Annotated in this window: 15 protein-coding genes; 10 read left to right on the top strand and 5 right to left on the bottom strand. The window is 67.8% G+C overall.

Going from position 1 to position 16422, the window contains the following annotated elements:
• Window positions 1-4 precede the first annotated feature (4 nt).
• On the top strand, window positions 5-1183 hold the full coding sequence (locus CBR61_RS11440; RefSeq protein WP_088914479.1) for an RsmB/NOP family class I SAM-dependent RNA methyltransferase: 1179 nt from the start codon (window positions 5-7) through the stop codon (window positions 1181-1183).
• 62 nt (window positions 1184-1245) lie between these two features.
• Entirely contained in the window at window positions 1246-1746 is a 501-nt protein-coding gene (locus CBR61_RS11435) for a tetratricopeptide repeat protein (protein ID WP_233996714.1), read from the top strand.
• Window positions 1747-1750: 4 nt separating this feature from the next.
• On the opposite strand, the gene CBR61_RS11430 is transcribed toward CBR61_RS11435, so the two are convergent.
• Both CBR61_RS11430 and CBR61_RS11425 read right to left on the bottom strand, forming a co-directional pair.
• The gene (locus tag CBR61_RS11430; protein WP_088914477.1) at window positions 1751-2233 is read right to left on the bottom strand and encodes an RNA pyrophosphohydrolase; all 483 of its coding nucleotides are present in this window, start codon (window positions 2231-2233) and stop codon (window positions 1751-1753) included.
• A complete protein-coding gene (locus CBR61_RS11425; RefSeq protein WP_088914476.1) occupies window positions 2230-3180 on the bottom strand; it encodes an alpha/beta hydrolase in 951 nt (316 codons plus the stop codon). The genes CBR61_RS11430 and CBR61_RS11425 overlap by 4 nt, the downstream gene beginning before the upstream one ends.
• A 97-nt stretch (window positions 3181-3277) precedes the next feature.
• Between CBR61_RS11425 and CBR61_RS11420 the strand changes: the two genes are divergently transcribed.
• From CBR61_RS11420 to CBR61_RS11410, 3 genes are all read left to right on the top strand, one after another.
• Complete coding sequence (locus tag CBR61_RS11420; RefSeq protein ID WP_088914475.1) at window positions 3278-4264, top strand: metal-dependent hydrolase; 987 nt, start codon at window positions 3278-3280, stop codon at window positions 4262-4264.
• A 113-nt stretch (window positions 4265-4377) separates the two neighbouring features.
• On the top strand, window positions 4378-5769 hold the full coding sequence (locus CBR61_RS11415; RefSeq protein WP_088914474.1) for a cryptochrome/photolyase family protein: 1392 nt from the start codon (window positions 4378-4380) through the stop codon (window positions 5767-5769).
• 69 nt (window positions 5770-5838) lie between these two features.
• Complete coding sequence (locus tag CBR61_RS11410; RefSeq protein WP_088914473.1) at window positions 5839-7062, top strand: serine hydrolase domain-containing protein; 1224 nt, start codon at window positions 5839-5841, stop codon at window positions 7060-7062.
• 24 nt (window positions 7063-7086) lie between these two features.
• Here the strand turns inward: CBR61_RS11410 and CBR61_RS11405 are convergent, their stop codons facing one another.
• The 3 genes from CBR61_RS11405 to purF all read right to left on the bottom strand — a co-directional run bounded on the left by CBR61_RS11405 (window position 7087) and on the right by purF (window position 9792).
• Window positions 7087-7434, bottom strand: coding sequence for a PilZ domain-containing protein (locus tag CBR61_RS11405; protein ID WP_088914472.1), 348 nt, complete (start codon window positions 7432-7434; stop codon window positions 7087-7089).
• Window positions 7435-7566: 132 nt separating this feature from the next.
• Window positions 7567-8286, bottom strand: a complete 720-nt coding sequence (locus CBR61_RS11400) for an SDR family NAD(P)-dependent oxidoreductase (protein ID WP_088914471.1) — start codon at window positions 8284-8286, stop codon at window positions 7567-7569.
• A gap of 6 nt (window positions 8287-8292) precedes the next feature.
• Window positions 8293-9792, bottom strand: a complete 1500-nt coding sequence (gene purF, locus CBR61_RS11395; RefSeq protein ID WP_088914470.1) for an amidophosphoribosyltransferase — start codon at window positions 9790-9792, stop codon at window positions 8293-8295.
• Between the two features lie 206 nt (window positions 9793-9998).
• Here purF and CBR61_RS11390 point away from each other — a divergent pair, with 206 nt between their 5' ends.
• The 5 genes from CBR61_RS11390 to dnaE are packed head-to-tail and all read left to right on the top strand — an operon-like array spanning window position 9999 to window position 16406.
• On the top strand, window positions 9999-11237 hold the full coding sequence (locus tag CBR61_RS11390) for a lipoprotein-releasing ABC transporter permease subunit (RefSeq protein WP_088914469.1): 1239 nt from the start codon (window positions 9999-10001) through the stop codon (window positions 11235-11237).
• Window positions 11230-11907 carry an ABC transporter ATP-binding protein gene (locus tag CBR61_RS11385; protein ID WP_088914468.1) on the top strand — a complete coding sequence of 226 codons (678 nt, stop codon included), beginning with the start codon at window positions 11230-11232 and terminating at the stop codon, window positions 11905-11907. Before CBR61_RS11390 ends, CBR61_RS11385 begins: the two co-directional genes overlap by 8 nt.
• Window positions 11908-11962: 55 nt before the next feature.
• A complete protein-coding gene (locus CBR61_RS11380) occupies window positions 11963-12250 on the top strand; it encodes a hypothetical protein (protein WP_088914467.1) in 288 nt (95 codons plus the stop codon).
• 19 nt (window positions 12251-12269) lie between these two features.
• Window positions 12270-12749 (top strand): glutathione peroxidase, encoded by a 480-nt coding sequence (locus CBR61_RS11375; RefSeq protein WP_088914466.1) that lies wholly within the window; start codon window positions 12270-12272, stop codon window positions 12747-12749.
• 60 nt (window positions 12750-12809) lie between these two features.
• Window positions 12810-16406, top strand: coding sequence for a DNA polymerase III subunit alpha (gene dnaE / locus CBR61_RS11370; RefSeq protein ID WP_088915591.1), 3597 nt, complete (start codon window positions 12810-12812; stop codon window positions 16404-16406).
• The last annotated feature ends 16 nt before the right edge of the window (window positions 16407-16422 follow it).

Here is a 16422-nt window from a genome sequence, read left to right as displayed (position 1 = left end):
GGGCGTGACCCCCGCCGCGCGTGTCCAGGCGGCGATCGAGGTGCTCGATGCGATCATTGCCGCCGCGCGCAGCAAGGGCGCGCCTGCCGACCGGCTGATCGCCGACTATTTCCGCGCGCGCCGCTATGCGGGCTCCAAGGACCGCCGCGCGGTGCGCGATCTGGTCTATCGCGCCATCCGTCTATGCGGGCCGGTGCCTGCTAGCGGCCGGGCGGCGATGTTGGCGGTGGCGGGGCAGGACGCCGCGGTGGCCGCGCTGTTCGACGGTTCCTCCCACGGCCCTGCACCGCGTGGGGAGGGCGAGAAAGCGGCCAATACGGGCCTCGCCCCCAAGTGGCTCGCCGCCGCATTGCGCGCCTCGGGGCTGGGCGGGCGGGAGATTGCCGCGCTGCTCGACCGCGCGCCGCTCGATTTGCGGGTCAATGCGCTCAAGGCCGACCGCGAAGGATTGTCGCTCCCCGAACCGGGCGAACCCCTCGCCAGTGCACAGGGCCTGCGCTTCGCCTCGGGCACGCCGGTCGAGCAGTGGGAGGCCTATGATCAGGGCCTTGTCGAGATCCAGGACCTCGGCAGCCAGCTGATCGTCGAGGCGCTGCCTGTCTCCCCCGGCGACACCATCATCGACCTGTGCGCAGGCGGCGGGGGCAAGACGCTTGCGCTCGCCGCCCGCCTCGGCAACGGGGGGAGCCTCGTCGCCGCCGACACCGACAAGCGCCGCCTCGGCAATCTCGCCCCCCGCGCCGCGCGCGCCGGGGCGGCGGTTGACCACACCGTGCTGCTCGATCCGGGCCGCGAGATGCGCGCACTCCAACCCTTCGCGGGCAAGGCCGATCACGTGCTGGTCGACGCGCCCTGTTCGGGCAGCGGGACATGGCGCCGCAGCCCGGAGGGACGCTGGCGGCTCGACCCGCCGGAACTCGCCCGGCTCAATGCCTTGCAGGATCACGTCCTGGACGTGGCGGAGCAGCTCGTGCGGCCCGGCGGCAGCATTGCCTTCGTCACCTGCTCGGTGCTCGATGCCGAAGGGCCCGACCGCATCGCCGCGTTCCTCGCGCGCTATCCCGGCTGGAGAGCCGAGCCCCTAGCGCTTCCGCTCGGCGCGCCGCGGGGGGCAGGGATCCGGCTCGAACCGCTCCGCGACGGCACGGACGGTTTTTTCGTCGCGTGCTTGCGTTCACCATGATAGCTTCGCATGATATGCAAGAGCCTGCCGGTTCCCGGACTCACGCCCTGAAGGAGCTCCTGATGCGTTTCGCAGCCCCTGCCGTCGCTCTCTCGCTGTGTCTTGCGATTACCGCGAGCATCACCAGCGCAGGCGCTGTCGGAAAGCCCGATCCGCGCGCGGCGGCGCTGATCGCGCAGGGGCAGGCGGCACTGACCGCGGGCGAGACCCAGGCGGCCGTCGACGCCTTCGAGGCCGCGCTGGCAGTCGATCCGGGCTACACGCCGATCTTCATCGACCTCGCCGAAGCCGCGCGCCAGAGCGGGCTGCAGGGCAAGGCGATCCGCTATTACCGCGAGGCGCTGGAGCGCGATCCGGGCAACTTCGCCGCGATCTCGGGCGAGGGCGCGGCGCTGGTCGAGAAGGGCGCGGTCGAGAAGGCCAAGCGCAACCTCGCCAAGCTGCAATCGCTGTGCGGCGACCAGTGCCCCGAGACGGTGGCGCTGCAGAGCACTATCGCGCGCGGCGTTCCGGCGCGTCTGGCGGTCGAGAGCAAGGCCGACGGCGGGCCGACCTCGAACTGACCGCTCAGATCAGGTCCCTGAACTCCGCCAGCACCGCCTCGTAGACCGCCCGCTTGAAGGGCACGATCACCTCGGGCAGCAGGCCCGGATCGATCCAGCGCCATGCATTGAATTCGGGCGGATGGTGCGCCTCGAGGTTCACGTCGGCGTCCTCGCCGAGGAAGCGCCCGAGGAACCAGTGCTGCGCCTGCCCCCGATATTTCCCCTTCCACACCTTGCCCAGCAGCTCGGGCGGAAGGTCGTAGGCGATCGGGCGCGAGGCGGGGGCGATGACTTCGACCAGATGCGCGCCGATCCCGGTCTCCTCCTCGAGCTCGCGCAGCGCGGCGGCGCGGATGTCCTCGCCCTTGTCGATCCCACCCTGCGGCATCTGCCAGTAGCCGTGCGCGGTGGGGTCGATGCGCTGGCCGACGAAGACGAGGCCCTCGGCATTCACCAGCATGAAGCCCGCGCAGGGGCGGTAGGGGAGAGTTTCGGGATCGATCATGCGGGGTTCTCCAGCATGAAGCGCATCGCGGCGATCACGCGTTCGAGGTCCTTCTGGGTGCTCGGCACCATCTGCCTGAGGTTGGTGAAGGAGTGGGTGACTCCGCGCATCTCGATGAACACCACGTCGCGCCCGGCATCGACCAGCGCGCGGGCATAGGCGCGGCCCGAATCGCGGATCGGATCGAGGCTGGCGGTGACGACGATGGTGGGCGGGGCGTTGCTGTGATCGGCAAGGATCGGGAACCCGCGCGGGTCGGCGCGGTCGGCGCCATAGGCCGCATCGAAGAAGCCCATCGTGTCGGCGGTGAGCAGGAAGCCTTCCGAGAAGACCGCCATGCTCGCCGAGCCGATGGCGTCCTCGACCAGCGGGAAGATCGGGACTTGCAGGATCACCGGCACGGCGGCGGGTTCGGCACCCAGCATCTGGCTGACGACCACCGTGGCATTGCCCCCGGCACTGTCGCCGATGGTGACGATGCCGCTGGCGGTCAGCCCGAGCTCGGCGGGGCTGGAGGCCACCCAGCGCGTCGCCGCCTCGCAATCGAGGATCGCGGCTGGGAAGGGCGCCTCGGGCGCGCGGGCATAGTGCACCGCGACCAGCGGCAGATCCATCAGCGCGGCGATCTCGGTGCACAGGGCATGGTGCGTGTCGAGATCGCCGATCACGAAGCCGCCGCCATGGTAGAAGACGATCACCGGCGTCGGCCCTTCGCGGGTCCCGCGCGCGTCGTAGAGCCTCAGCGGGATTTCCCCCGCCGGGCCGGGGCAGGCGAGGTCGCGGATCACGGCGAGGTCGCGCGCCGGGCGGTCGGCGAGGTTGTGCATCGCCACGTATGACGCACGCGCCTCCTCGAGGGTCATGTCGGCGAGCTTGGGCCCGTTCACCTGCGCCATCATGTCGAGGAAGGCCTTCATGTCGGGGCGGATGTAGGGCGCGTCGGTCATCGTGGTTCTCTCCCTTGGTCTTGGGGCGATGCGATAGGCGAGGGCGGGGCCGATTTCCACTCGCTAGATTGCAGGCGCCGCGCTAGCCAGCGAAGTCATGGACAATCTGACACATAGCCTTGTCGGCGCGGTGCTGGGGCAGGCGGGGCTGAAGCGCACCACGGGGCTCGCCATGCCTGCGCTGGTCATCGGCGCGAACCTGCCGGATGTGGACGCAGCGTGCTTCTTCTGGCTCGAGGGCACCGAGCACCTCGCCTTCCGCCGCGGCATCACCCACGGCCCGCCCGCGCTGGTGCTGCTGCCCCTGATGCTGGCGGGGCTGCTGTGGGGCTGGGACCGCTGGCAAACGAAACGCGGGGCGCGGCCCGAGGCGCGGCTGCCGGTGCGCTTCGGGTGGCTTTACGCGATGGCCTTCATCGGCTGTCTGAGCCACCCCTTCTTCGACTGGCTCAACGTCTACGGCATCCGGCTGCTGGAGCCGTTTTCCTCGCAATGGTTCTACGGCGACACCCTGTTCATCATCGACCCGTGGCTGTGGGCGCTGCTGATCGGCAGCGTGTGGTGGTCGCGGCGGCGGGAGAAGGCGGGTGGTAATTGGGCGCGCGCGGGACAGCTCGGCGTAGCGGCGATGCTGGCCTATGTCGGGGTGAATGGGGCGATCTCCCACGCAGCGCGCGATCAGGTAGGCCGCCAGTTCTCGGATGGTCACCATAACGCCCCCGTGATTGCGAGCCCCGTTCCGCTCGCGTTCTGGGAGAGGGAGACGATCCGCACGGCGCTCGCTGGCGGGGAGCCTCCCAGCGTCGGGCCGGTCTATCGCTTTGGTCGCTGGACACCCACTGAAGGCCTTCGCGGCGAAGTCGCGCAAGGTGAGGCGCCTTGCGCGTGGCCCGACTTCACCGCCCTCCGCCGCACAAATTCCCAGCTCGACGCCTTCCTGTTTTGGTCGCGCGCGCCCTTTGCGACCCGTGCGCCGGACGGCTCGGTGATCCTCTACGACGCCCGCTTCTACGATCCGCGCGCGCGGGACCGGTTCTCGGTCGCGCTGCCGGATGTGAAATGCGAGGAACTTCCCAGCCCCTAATTCGTCATTGCGAGGCGACAAAGTCGCCGCGGCAATCCAAGGCGGAACCGTGAGGTCATGGATTGCTTCGTCGCCTCCGGCTCCTCGCAATGACGAGAGTAATTCAGCTTCTTATGCTCCAAACCCAAATCATCTGGCTGCGCCGCGACCTGCGCCTTGCCGATAACCCCGCGCTCTACCACGCCGCCAAGGCTGGCCCCGTCATCGCGGTCTTTGTCCTCGACGACGAAAGCCCCAGGCACCACGCCTATGGCGGCGCCTCGCGATGGTGGCTGCATCATTCCCTGTCGAGCCTGGCAAAGTCCCTTGAGGCAAGGGGCAACAGGCTGATCCTGCGGCGGGGGGAAGCGGTGGCTGAGCTGACCAGGCTGGCGGTCGAAACCGGCGCGCGCACCATCCACGCCAATTGCCATTATGAACCCTGGTGGCTCAATGCCGAGCGCAAGCTTGCCAAGAGCCTCGACCTGCAACTCCACCACGGCAATTACCTTATGCCCCCCGGCTCCATCACAACCGGCACCGGCGGGCAGTACAAGATCTACACCCCCTTCAGCCGCGCCGTGCGGGCCGAATTCCCGCCGCGCCCCGAACTCCCCGCGCCCGAAAAGCTGGAAGCCCCCGCCAGCTGCCCCGCCTCGGACGATCTCGCCGCGTGGAACCTGCTCCCCACCAAGCCCGACTGGGCCGGCGGAATGCGCGCTTTCTGGGAGGTCGGCGAGGCGGCGGCGCACCGGCGCCTCGAAGCATGGGAAGCCGATGTCGACGACTACGACGACAAGCGGAACCTGCCGAGCCTCGACAAGGTCTCGCACCTCTCGCCGCATCTGCATTTCGGCGAGATCTCGCCGATCCAGATCTGGCACCGCTTCAAGGACCGCTCATCTGTCGGCTGGCGCACCTTCGAGGGCGAGCTGATCTGGCGCGACTATTCCGCCAATGCGGTGCTGCAATTCCCCGCCTATGCCACGAAGAACTACCGCGAGGATTTCGACCGCTTCCCGTGGCGCGATCCGGCCACCGACGAAGCCGCTGCGCGCGATCTCAAGGCATGGCAGCAGGGCCGCACCGGCTACCCGATCGTCGATGCCGGGATGCGCCAGCTGTGGCAGACCGGGTGGATGCACAACCGCGTGCGGATGATCACCGCGAGCTTCCTCATCAAGCACCTGCTGATCGACTGGCGCGAAGGGGAAAAGTGGTTCTGGGACTGCCTTTGCGATGCCGACTACGCCTCCAACGCCACCAACTGGCAGTGGACGGCGGGTACGGGGGTGGACAGCAACATGTTCAGCCGGATCATGGCCCCGCTCTCGCAGTCGGAGAAGTTCGACGCGGCGCGCTACATCCGCACCTGGGTGCCCGAACTGAAAGGCATCGACGAACCCTACGTCCACGATCCCGAGGAGTTCGGCCGCAGGCCCGCAGGCTATCCGCGCAAGATCGTCCCCCACAAGGCCGCGCGCGAGCGGGCGCTGGCGGCGCTCAGGACGATCAAATCGGCATAGCCAAGGCTTGCTCCGGCGGTCTTCGCAGGCCTATGCACCCGCAACGACACAAGACGAGAGGGTGACATCATGGGGTTGAAACACGGCATCCTGGCGGGTGCGGCATGGGCGCTGGCGCTTGGGGGCATCATGCCGCTCCACGCGCAAGCGGAGCGGCAGGCGCCGGCGCTGGCAGTGCCGCCGCAATATCCCGAAAAACCCGCCGCACGGCTGACCCAGCCTCCTGCGCGCGATCAGGCCGAACTCCAGGTGCTGTTCTGGACCGATGCCCAGCGGGTCGAACGGTTCCGGGCGATGGAGCAGTGGTTCGCCGGCCACGAGGTTCCCGCCGCCGCCACCCCGCGCGCGCTTCCCAAGGGCAAGGCGCTCTCGGCCGGATTGCAGGCCGAGATCGCCGCGCTGATGAAATCCACCGGCACCGCCGGGGTGATGGTGCTGGTCGATGGCAAGGTGGTGCACGAGGAATATGGTCTCGGGCTGGGGCCAAAGGACCGCTGGACCAGCTTCTCGGTCGCCAAGAGCTTCACCTCGACCCTGCTCGGCGCGGCGGTGAAGGACGGGCACATCGCCAGCCTCGATGATCCGGTGACGAAGTATATCCCGGGCCTTGCCGGGTCGGCCTATGAAGGCGTGACGGTGAAGCAGCTCGCCACCATGACGAGCGGGGTGAAGTGGAACGAGGACTACACCGATCCCAAGTCCGACGTGGCCCAGATGAACCGCTTCGTGGTCGAGTATGGACCCGAGGCGATCGTCGCCCAGATGAAGGCTCTGCCGCGCGAGGCGGAGCCGGGGGCGAAGTGGGTCTACAAGACTGGCGAGACCAATCTCATCGGCCTGCTGGTAGAGAATGCGGTGGGCAAGCCGCTCGCCGAATATGCCAAGGCCAAGATCGTCGATCCGGCGGGCTTTGCCGGCGACCTGTTCTGGATGGTCGATCCGCGCGGCGGGAACATCGGCGGGTGCTGTCTGTCCATCACGCTGGCGGACTATGCCCGCATGGGCCAGTTTGCGCTCGAGGGCGGCAAGGGCGCGGTGCCCGAGGGCTGGTTCGCCGAGGCGACGGACAGCGCGGTCGATTTCGGCGACAGCGGCTTCGGCTATGGCTACCAGTGGTGGACCTACCCGCAGGGCACCTATGGTGCGCAGGGGATCTTCGGGCAGGGGATCACGATCTTCCCCGACAAGAAGGTGGTCTTCGCCTATGTCGGCAACTGGGCACAGGCGAGCGGCGGCCCGATGCGGGGCCAGTTCCTCGATCTGAGCCGCAAGGTCGCCGCCGAGGTCAAATAGACCTCGCGGCGCGCCTGCCTCGCCTCAGATCACCTGCCGGTACACCCCGACATTGCTGTAACGCTGCAGGATGTTGTCGTGCACGATCGGGCTCAGCAGCTCCGAGAAGGCGCATCCCACGATGCAGTTGTCCCACCACACCACCTCGGCCTGGAGCGATTCGAGGCCGGGCAGGGTCAGCCAGCACATCTGGCCTTCGTGCATGCGGTTGATCGAGGCGGCCGAGAAGCCCGAGATCGACAGGTCGTGGACCACGCTCTGGAAGGCGCGGCCCCCCGAGGCGCGCAGCGTCGCGGGGATCGTCAGCCGCGTGCGCGGGCTGCAACGGTCTTCCTGCGCGGCGGCGCGATAGGGATCAGAATTCAGCGGCATCGCTGTCTACCTTGAAATCGAAGCCTGCGGTCTCACGGGGGCGGATTGGTCCGCCCGCAGGTTTGCGCCCGCGAGCCTTAAGGGCAGGTTTGCGAAGAAGGTAAACGGCCCGGCAACCTTGCCTTGCGCCGGTCAGCCGATGCGTTCGCGGTGCAGCCCGTCGTAGCCTTGCGCGAGGAGCGCCACGATCCGGTCGGCCACAACCTCGGGTGCCTTGACCGTCTCGGGATCCTCGCCCGGATAGGCGCGCGCGCGCATCTCGGTGCGGGTCGCGCCGGGATCGATGATCGCGACGCGCAAGGGCGAGAGGCGCTCGACCTCGGCGGCGTAGGTCGCCAGCAGGTTCTCGAAGGCGGCTTTGGTCGCGCTGTAGGCACCCCAATAGGGCCGCGGGTTGGCGCCGACCGAGCTGGTGAGGCCGATGATCCGCCCCGCCGCCGCACGGCGAAGCAGCGGGTCGAACCCGGCGATCAGTGCCTGGGTCGCCACGACATTCGTGAGCAGCGCCTGGTTGAACTGCTTGGGCTCCATCTGCGAGGCCGGGGTCAGTTCGGGCAGGTAGGCCGCGGCAAGCACCATGATGTCGAGCGTCTGCCAGCGCCCCGCGATCGCGCCCGCGAGGCGGGTGACGGCGTCGGGCTCGGTCAGGTCGATCGGCGCGATGGTCGAGGTGCCGCCAAGTCCGTGGATCTCGTCCTCCACCGCCTCCAGCGCCTTGACCTTGCGCGCCACGAGAATGACGTGCGCGCCCGCCGCGGCGAGCGCCTTGGCGGTGGCGGCACCGATGCCGCGGCTGGCACCGGTGACGAGCGCGGTCTGGCCGGAAAGCGGCTTGGCGGTGGTATCGGTCATGGCGTGTCAGGCGGCCTTGGGGTCAGCGAAAGGAAGCTGGGCGCTCTTTGCCTCGGCTAGCGCGAGGTCGGTGAGCGAGGTCGGATATTCGCCCGTGAAGCAGGCGTCGCAGAACTGCGGGCAGGCCTTGTCGCGTTTCTCCTTGCCGACCGCGCGGTAGAGCCCGTCGATCGAGATGAAGGCGAGGCTGTCGGCCTTGATGAACTCCCGCATCGGCTCGAGGTCCATGCGCGCGGCGAGAAGCTTGGAGCGTTCGGGCGTGTCGACCCCGTAGAAGCAGGAATGGGCCGTGGGGGGGCTGGCGACGCGGAAGTGCACTTCCTTGGCGCCCGCCTCGCGCATCATTTCCACGATCTTGAGGCTGGTGGTGCCGCGCACGATCGAATCGTCGATCAGCACGATCCGCTTGCCCTCGACGAGCGCGCGGTTGGCGTTGTGCTTGCGCTTGACGCTGGAATGGCGCGCGCCGTCGCCCGGCTGGATGAAGGTGCGCCCGACATAGTGCGAGCGGATGATGCCGAGCTCGAACGGCAGGCCGGATTGCTGGGCAAAGCCGATCGCCGCGGGCACGCCGCTGTCGGGCACGGGCACGACGAGATCGGCCTCGCACGGCGCCTCGATGGCGAGCTGTGTGCCGATGGCCTTGCGCGCCTCGTAGACCGAGCGGCCGGCGAAGACGCTATCGGGGCGGCTGAAATAGACGTGTTCGAAGATGCAGGGCCGCGGGGCCGGGCTGCCGAAGGGGCGGACCGAGCGGACCTCGCCGGCGAAGTCGACCAGCACCAGCTCGCCCGGCTCGACTTCGCGGATCAACTCGGCACCGACGACGTCGAAGGCGACGGTTTCAGAGGCGAACAGGATCGCACCGCCGTTCTCGGGGCCCATCCGGCCCATCACCAGCGGCCGGATGCCGAGCGGGTCGCGGCAGGCGATCATGCCCTCGGGCGTCATGACGATGAGCGCATAGGCGCCCTCGACCAGCCGCAGCGCGTCCACCAGCCGGTCGGCGATGGTGGGATAGCGCGAGGTTGCGACGAGGTGGATGATCACCTCGGTGTCGGAGGTCGACTGGAAGATCGAGCCCTTGCTGACGAGGTCCGCCCGCAACGCCATCGCGTTCGAGATGTTGCCGTTGTGCGCCACGGCGAAGCCGCCGCTGGCGAGATCGGCATAGAGCGGCTGGACGTTCCTGAGGCCCGAGCCACCGGTGGTCGAATAGCGCACGTGGCCGGCCGCCATGTGGCCGGGCAAGGCGGCGATCGCCTCGGAGGAGGAGAAGTTCTCGGCGACATGGCCGAGGCCGCGGCTGGCGTAGAATTCCTGCCCGTCGAAGCTTACGATTCCTGCCGCTTCCTGCCCGCGGTGCTGAAGCGCGTGGAGCCCGAGCGCGGTGGTGGCGGCGGCGTCGTTGGCGCGGATCGCGCCGAAGATTCCGCATTCCTCCCGCAGCTTGTCGCCATCGGCATCGAGGAAGGGGTGGGTCACATTGAGCGGTGTCGTCGGCATCACCAGACTATTCCCGGAAAGTTGGCCCCTGCGGTGCACCGCCCCAATGGCGATGTGACGGATCAATTACAAGGGCAAGCAGGTCTCGCGTGCCCGCCTTTTTGCCGACCGAAGTGTGACAGGCGGTCGCGGGCGGCGCTATTGCGGGGGCGGCATTGCCGCACTACAGGCGGCATTCAGCCAACAACGGGCACCTCCTAGCACCCATGCTCTCCCCCTTCGAATGGATGATCGCCAAGCGTTACCTCTGGCCCGGCAAGGGGGAGGCCTTCATCGCGCTTGTCGCCGGCATCTCGGTGGGCGTGGTGGCGCTCTCCGTCGCGCTGCTGGTGGTGGTGATGAGCGTGATGAACGGCTTTCGCGGGGAGCTGCTCGACAAGATCACGGGCCTCAACGGCCATGCCGTGGTGCAGGCCTATGGCGGCCGGCTGGAGAACTGGCAGAGCGTGCTCGCCAATCTCGAGAAGACCGAAGGCGTCGTCGAAGCCTCGCCGATAATCGAAAAGCCGCTGCTGGTGAGCTTCAACGGCAACGTCGAGGCGATCTTCCTGCGCGGCCAGTCCGACAAGGACATCGCCGGGCTGGGCGAGAAGGTGCTGCTCGGCGACATCCGCACGCTCGGCAGGGGATCGGGCAAGGTCGCGATCGGCAGCCGGCTGGCGCAGAACCTCGGCATCCGTGTCGGCGACACGATCACGATCATCAATCCCGCGGGCCGCTCCACCCCCTTCGGCACCACAATCCGCCAGGTGCCCTACGAGGTCGGCGCGATCTTCGAGGTCGGCATCTTCACCTTCGACGAGAAGTTCGTGATGCTCCCGCTCGCCGATGCGCAGCAGCTTCTGCTGATGGGAGATTCGGTGGCGCAGATCGAGGTCACCGTGACCGATCCCGACCGCGTCGGCGAGATCCTCGCCCCCGTCGCCGAGCGGCTGACGGGCCGCGCGGTGATCGCCGACTGGAAGACGATGAACTCGGCGCTGTTCGAGGCCTTGCAGGTCGAGCGCGTGGCGATGTTCTTCGCGCTCAGCTTCATGGTGCTGGTCGCTGCCTTCAACATCCTCTCGAGCCTCGTCATGCTGGTGCGCGCCAAGACCCGCGACATCGCGATCATGCGCACGATGGGCGCGACGCGGCGGTCCCTGCTCAAGATCTTCGTCACCACCGGCACCACGGTGGGCGCGATCGGGACGATGGCGGGCCTTCTGCTCGGCGCGGTGGTGCTGTTCTTCCGCGAACCGATCGTCGATTTCATCGCCTTCGCCACCGGACAGGAGATCTGGGATCCCCAGGTGCGCTTCCTCTCCACGCTGCCCTCGCGCACCGATCCGTGGGAGGTGTTCGGGATCGTGATGCTGGCGCTGACGATGAGCTTCCTCGCCACGCTCTACCCGGCCTTCAAGGCGGCCAATACCGATCCCGTGCAGGTGCTGCGTTATGAATAGTGGGCCGATCGTCAGCCTTCAGGGCCTGAGACGTTCCTTCGAACAGGGCGGACAACGCATCGACGTGCTGCGCGGGGTCGATCTGGCGATCATGCCGGGCGAGATCGTCGCGCTGCTAGGGCCTTCGGGTTCGGGCAAGTCGACCATGCTTCAGGCGATCGGGCTGCTCGAGGGCGGGTTCGAGGGTTCGATCACCATTGCCGGCCAGCAGGCCGAGCACCTCGCCGGGGATGCGCGCACGCAGCTTCGGCGCGAGCATCTCGGCTTTGTCTACCAGTTCCACCATCTCCTGCCCGATTTCGACGCGCGCGAGAACGTGGTGATGCCGCAGATGATCCTCGGCACGCCCCGCTCGGAGGCGGAGGCGCGGGCGGACAGCCTGCTGTCGAGCCTCGGCCTTGGCGCCCGCCTGACCCACCGTCCGAGCCAGCTCTCGGGCGGGGAGCAGCAGCGCGTCGCGGTCGCGCGCGCGCTCGCCAACCGGCCGACCCTGGTGCTGGCCGACGAGCCTACCGGCAATCTCGACGAGCATACCTCGGATGCGGTGCTCGCCCAGTTCCTCGAGCTTGTGCGGGGCGAGGGCAGCGCCGCGCTGGTCGCCACGCACAACGAACGCCTCGCGGCGCGGATGGATCGCGTGGTGCGGCTGAAGGACGGCGTGCTGATCTAGGATAGGTCGCCGAGGTCCCTCACAACGCAGGATGGCGCGAGAGGAGACCACAGGAATGTCAGACCACCCCAGCACTTTCGGCAGCGAAACCAATCCTTCGGGCGAACACGCCTGGGACGACCGCGCGCGGATCGTGTCCGCCGACCAGAGCGACAGGCTCGACGGCGGAGGCGTACCGCTGCTGCGCGGGACCTTCGCCGAGATGATCCGCCGCATCTCCCTGCTCGCCGAGGAGGACCGTGCCGGCTATGTCATCGAGAAGGCCGGCGACCGCACCTACAGCGCCGAGGAAGCGATGGCGCTTGCCAGCCGCCCCGATTTTCCCGCACAAGACCCCGGTTGATCCAACCAGCGGGGGCTGCATGACCACGATTGCCGATTTCACCGTCACCACCAACCGGGGCGAGACGCTCGATCTCGCGGACAAGCTCGGCACAGTGCTGCTGGTGGTCAATACCGCCAGCAAGTGCGGCTTCACCCCGCAATATGACGGGCTGGAGAAGCTCTACCAGACCTACAAGGACCGCGGCTTCGAGGTGCTCGGCTTCCCCTGCAACCAGTTCGGCGCGCAGGAGCCGGGCAATGCCGACGAGATCGCCGAGTTCTGCAAGGTCAATTTTGGCGTCACCTTCCCGCTGATGGCCAAGATCGACGTCAACGGCGCCAATGCCTCGCCGCTCTACGATTGGATGAAGTCGGAGAAGAAGGGGCTGATGGGCTCGACCTCGATCAAGTGGAACTTCACCAAGTTTCTGATCGGCCGCGACGGCAAGGTGGTGAAGCGTTACGGCCCGACCGACACGCCCGCGGCGATCGCCAGAGACATCGAGGCGCTGCTCTAGCCGACTTTCCTGTGGAAGCGCCTCTTGGCGCTGACGGGCCATGTGCGCATATTCGCGCCCATGCCCTTTGCCCCCTTCGTTCCCCTGCGCGTGATGTCGTCCTATTCGATGCTCGAAGGGGCGATCGACCCGAAGGAAATCGCCAAGCTGGCCAAGGAGCGCGGCTTTCCGGCGATCGCGATCTGCGACCGCAACGGGCTCTACGGCATCATGGCCTTCGCTGCGGCGTGCAAGGGTGAGGGCGTGCAGCCGATCATCGGCGCCTTGCTGGGCGTCGCGCGGGACGAGACCCGCGGGGTGGTCGACTACCTGCCGCTCTTCGCACAGGACGATGCGGGCTACGACAACCTGTGCCATCTCGTCTCGGCAGCGCATCTCGATCGTCCGCTGGAGCGCGATCCGCACGTTACCCTCGCCGATCTGGAGGGCCGCACCGATGGCTTGATCGCGCTCACCGGCGCGGGCGAGGGGGGACTGACGCGGCTACTCGCCGAGGGGCAGCAGGAGGCCGCCGAGCGTCTGGCCGAGCGGCTGGAGGCGCTGTTCCCCGGGCGCCTCTACATCGAACTGGCGCGCACGGGCGATCCGGTCTGCGAGCGGGCCGAGGATGCGCTGGTCGATCTCGCCTATGCCCGCGATCTGCCGCTGGTCGCCACCAACCCCGCGAACTTCGCCGAACCGCACATGCACAAGGCGCATGACGCCATGCTGTGCATCGCCCATTCGACCCAGATCGAGGCGGAGGACCGTCCGCGCTCCAACCCTCAGGCTTTCGTCAAATCCGCGAGCATGATGGAGGAGGCATTCGCGGATCTCACCGAGGCGACCGCCAACACCCTCGTCATCGCCCAGCGCTGCGCCTTCGCGCCGCCCTATCGCAAGCCGATCCTGCCGAGCCTCGCGGGCGACCTTGCCGGCGAGGCGCGGATGCTGGCGGAGGATTCGCGCAAGGGTCTCGTCGAACGGCTGGCCGCTTACTACCCTGACACCGTTCGGGCTGAGCTTGTCGAAGCCCTGCTCTTGCCTTCGGCCGAAGCGATGGAAGAGCAGGAACAGTCTTTCGACGCGCTCAGGATGAACGGGGTGTGGGACGAGGTTCTCACCTACAAGCGTCGCCTCGAATTCGAGATCGACGTGATCGTGAAGATGGGTTTTCCCGGCTACTTCCTGATCGTTGCCGACTTCATCAAGTGGGCCAAGGAACAGGGCATTCCGGTGGGGCCCGGGCGCGGGTCCGGCGCGGGCTCGGCGGTCGCCTGGGCGCTGACCATCACCGATCTCGATCCGATCAAACTGGGCCTGCTGTTCGAGCGCTTCCTCAACCCGGAACGCGTCTCGATGCCCGACTTCGACATCGACTTCTGCGAAACCCGCCGCGGCGAGGTGATCCGCTACGTCCAGCGCAAGTATGGCGGCGATCACGTCGCGCAGATCATCACCTTCGGAAAGCTGAAGGCCCGCGCCGTGCTGCGCGACTGCGGGCGTATCCTGCAGATGAGCTACGGGCAGGTCGACCGGCTGTGCAAGATGGTGCCCAACCATCCGACCGACCCCTGGACCCTGCCGCGCTCATTGAACGGCGCGGCGGATTTCAAGCGCGAATACGACAACGACAAGGAAGTGAAGCGCCTCGTCGACCTCGCAATGCAATTGGAGGGCCTGCCCCGCAATTCCTCCACCCATGCCGCGGGCGTGGTGATCGGCGACCGGCCGCTCGCGAAGCTCGTGCCGCTCTACCGCGACCCGCGCTCGGACATGCCGGTGACGCAGTTCGACATGAAATATGTCGAAAGCTCTGGCCTCGTGAAATTCGACTTCCTCGGCCTCAAGACCCTGTCGGTGCTGAGGAAGGCCGTCGATCTGCTGGAGAAGCGCGGGATCGCCATCGACCTCGGCGCGCTGCCGCTCGATGATGCGCAGGTCTATCACCTCATGCAGGCGGGCAACACCGTGGGGGTGTTCCAGTTGGAATCGGAAGGCATGCGCCGGACGCTCAAGGCGGTGAAGCCGACCAATTTCGGGGACATCATCGCGCTCGTCTCGCTCTACCGCCCCGGCCCGATGGACAACATCCCGTTGTTCGGCCAGCGCAAGGCGGGGCAGGTGCCGATCGAATATCCGCACCCCAAGCTGGAAGGCATCCTTGCCGAGACCTACGGGATCTTCGTCTACCAGGAACAGGTGATGCAGGCCGCGCAGGTGCTCGCCGGTTACTCGCTTGGGGACGCGGACCTGCTGCGCCGCGCGATGGGCAAGAAGGTGCAGGCCGAGATGGACGCCCAGCGCGGGCGTTTCGTCGAAGGCTGCAAGGCGGTCTCCGACATCGAACCCAAGCGCGCCAACGAGCTGTTCGACTTGATCGACAAGTTCGCTGGCTACGGCTTCAACAAGTCGCACGCGGCGGCCTATGCGCTGCTTGCCTACCAGACCGCGTGGATGAAGGCGCATTATCCGGAAGAGTTCTACGCCGCGTCGATGTGCTTCGACATGCACCAGTCGGAGAAGCTCAACGTCTTCGTCGACGATGCGCGCCGCTATCCGAACGGGCACGGCGGGGTCGAGGTGCTGGCACCCTGCATCAACGCCTCCGAGGCCGAATTCACCGTCGAGCAGACAGACACCGGCTATGCCGTGCGCTATGCGCTCGCCGGCATCCGCAATGTCGGCGAGAAGGCGATGGAGGCGATCGTCGCCGAGCGCGAGGCGAACGGGCCCTTCGCCAGCCTCAAGGACCTGTTCGAGCGGCTGCCGCAGGGCACCATGAACCGCCGCCAGCTCGAAGGGCTGATCTGCGCCGGCGCCCTCGATGCGCTCGAGCCCGACCGCGCGCTGCTGTTTGCCAATGCCGAGCACCTGATGGCGGTGGCGGATGCCGCGATCCGTGAACGCAGCAGCGGGCAGGCGGGCCTGTTCGGCGGGGATGCCGGACCTGCCGAGGACCTGCGCCTCCAGCCCTGCGATCCGTGGTCGCGCACCGACCGCATGGCCAGGGAGCGCGAGAATTTCGGCTTCTACTTCTCCGCCCATCCGGTGGCGCAATACCGCGATGTCGCCTCGGCCAACGGCGCGCGCACCTATCAGAGCCTGATGGAGGCGGGCGCGCCGGTTGGCGGGCGCGGCTCGGCGGTGATGGCGGTGCTGGTCGAAGGCATCACCAAGGCGCGCACCCGCAAGGGCGGCACCTTCGTGCGGGCGGATTTCTCGGACGCATCGGGGCAGTTCTCCGCCGCCTGCTTCGAGGAGGCACTGGTGCCCGATTTCGAGCGCTGGGCCCAGGCGGGCGAGTGCCTGCTGCTGACGGTCGAGCTGGATTCGCCCAATCCCGACGAACCGCCGCGCCTCACCGTGCGCGGCGCGCGGCCGCTGGCGGCGGTCAGCGGGTCGACGGCAATGGAACTGACCGCCGACATCGCCCATGCAGAGGCCCTGCGTGAACTCGAGATCGAGCTTTCGGCGGCGCGCGGCGAGCGGCCCACCGGAGCGGGCGAGGTGGTGGTGCGGCTGGCGCTGGCCGATGGCGGGCAGGCCGAGATGCGGCTGGGCCGCAGCTTCGTGCTGACCGGCGAACTCGCCGAGCGGCTCGCGGCGGTCGAGGGCATCTCGCGGGTCGCGCTGGTGCCCCTCAAGAAGCGCGGCAATCTCAGGCTGGTTGCCTGAGGCCCACGGAAAAAGG

Origin of the sequence: Porphyrobacter sp. CACIAM 03H1, assembly GCF_002215495.1 — a bacterium.
In the GTDB taxonomy this organism is placed as follows: Bacteria; Pseudomonadota; Alphaproteobacteria; order Sphingomonadales; family Sphingomonadaceae; genus Erythrobacter.
This window is presented reverse-complemented; position numbering and strand designations above follow the sequence as displayed.

Coding starts and splice junctions, on each gene's coding strand:
- CBR61_RS11380 (WP_088914467.1), top strand. CDS start 11,963: ATGTCAGACCACCCCAGCACTTTCGGCAGCGAAACCAATCCTTCGGGC.
- CBR61_RS11390 (WP_088914469.1), top strand. CDS start 9,999: ATGCTCTCCCCCTTCGAATGGATGATCGCCAAGCGTTACCTCTGGCCC.
- CBR61_RS11420 (WP_088914475.1), top strand. CDS start 3,278: ATGGACAATCTGACACATAGCCTTGTCGGCGCGGTGCTGGGGCAGGCG.
- dnaE (WP_088915591.1), top strand. CDS start 12,810: ATGCCCTTTGCCCCCTTCGTTCCCCTGCGCGTGATGTCGTCCTATTCG.
- CBR61_RS11385 (WP_088914468.1), top strand. CDS start 11,230: ATGAATAGTGGGCCGATCGTCAGCCTTCAGGGCCTGAGACGTTCCTTC.
- CBR61_RS11430 (WP_088914477.1), bottom strand. CDS start 2,233: ATGATCGATCCCGAAACTCTCCCCTACCGCCCCTGCGCGGGCTTCATG.
- CBR61_RS11405 (WP_088914472.1), bottom strand. CDS start 7,434: ATGCCGCTGAATTCTGATCCCTATCGCGCCGCCGCGCAGGAAGACCGT.
- CBR61_RS11435 (WP_233996714.1), top strand. CDS start 1,246: ATGCGTTTCGCAGCCCCTGCCGTCGCTCTCTCGCTGTGTCTTGCGATT.
- CBR61_RS11415 (WP_088914474.1), top strand. CDS start 4,378: ATGCTCCAAACCCAAATCATCTGGCTGCGCCGCGACCTGCGCCTTGCC.
- purF (WP_088914470.1), bottom strand. CDS start 9,792: ATGCCGACGACACCGCTCAATGTGACCCACCCCTTCCTCGATGCCGAT.
- CBR61_RS11410 (WP_088914473.1), top strand. CDS start 5,839: ATGGGGTTGAAACACGGCATCCTGGCGGGTGCGGCATGGGCGCTGGCG.
- CBR61_RS11375 (WP_088914466.1), top strand. CDS start 12,270: ATGACCACGATTGCCGATTTCACCGTCACCACCAACCGGGGCGAGACG.
- CBR61_RS11425 (WP_088914476.1), bottom strand. CDS start 3,180: ATGACCGACGCGCCCTACATCCGCCCCGACATGAAGGCCTTCCTCGAC.
- CBR61_RS11400 (WP_088914471.1), bottom strand. CDS start 8,286: ATGACCGATACCACCGCCAAGCCGCTTTCCGGCCAGACCGCGCTCGTC.